The sequence below is a fragment of the Vibrio sp. M260118 genome, from assembly GCF_036533755.1.
Taxonomy (GTDB): Bacteria; Pseudomonadota; Gammaproteobacteria; order Enterobacterales; family Vibrionaceae; genus Vibrio.
Map to the genome: position 1 here is coordinate 1 of NZ_JATABG010000659.1, position 753 is coordinate 753.

Annotated in this window: 2 protein-coding genes; both read left to right on the top strand. The window is 38.4% G+C overall.

All coding sequences use genetic code 11. The features are described from left to right. The coding region (locus QTO00_RS20355; RefSeq protein WP_331426365.1) for a phosphatase PAP2 family protein at nt 1-174 on the top strand (174 nt) is incomplete at its 5' end. Nucleotides 175-504: 330 nt separating this feature from the next. Next, nucleotides 505-753 (top strand): helix-turn-helix domain-containing protein (locus tag QTO00_RS20360; protein WP_331426364.1); only part of this gene is annotated, 249 nt, incomplete at its 3' end.

Genomic DNA, 753 nt, shown 5'->3' on the forward strand with positions numbered 1-753 from the left:
GTTGCTTATAGTCGTTTGTGGTTAGGAATGCACAGACCAGAAGATCTGGTTGGATCAATTTTGTTTGTTGGGTTGGTATATCTTCTCATCCCTAATCTGGATAAATGGACAGACAAGTTATTGAGCGAGCTCGGTGTTCCTGTGTTAGAAAAGCTAATTCAATCTAAGCACTAAGTATTTGCCCTGATGTGTTAACCAGCAGCTATATCAACCGAATTATTATATTGTTTAATGTCGAATCAAATCAGTTACTAGATTCTTGGTTTGCCTCTACATTTTTGTACGTGATAGCGGTAACTATTAAATTTGAACAAATGGTTGCGTTTAATCTTTATAGCATTTCGATCGCAGCCCTTTTAAATTAGGAATTTGAACAAGGATCTCTAAAGGCTTCCAAGGAGTGTTAAACTTCTACAGTTTAGAAGGGAAATTGTGAGAGAAATGCTTCTGTATCGTACCAATAAGTGGATAATAGCCATTGAAACATAAATTGGAATTGTCACAATGTCTGAAGACACAAAGAAAATATTCGAAACCACGGTAGGTATGAGTTTCATTGCTACTCGCATGTTTCAAAACTCGATTCAAAACAAAATTCATAAGCTTCGTGATGATGTAAATTTCGAGCAGATGCTTGTTCTTATGGAATTGGATTACGAAGATGGCCTACGACCGAGCGTGATCGCAGAGCGCTTGCATCGCAGCAAAGGCACGATGACTAGCTTGATTCGCCACGCAGAAAAGAATGAGCTG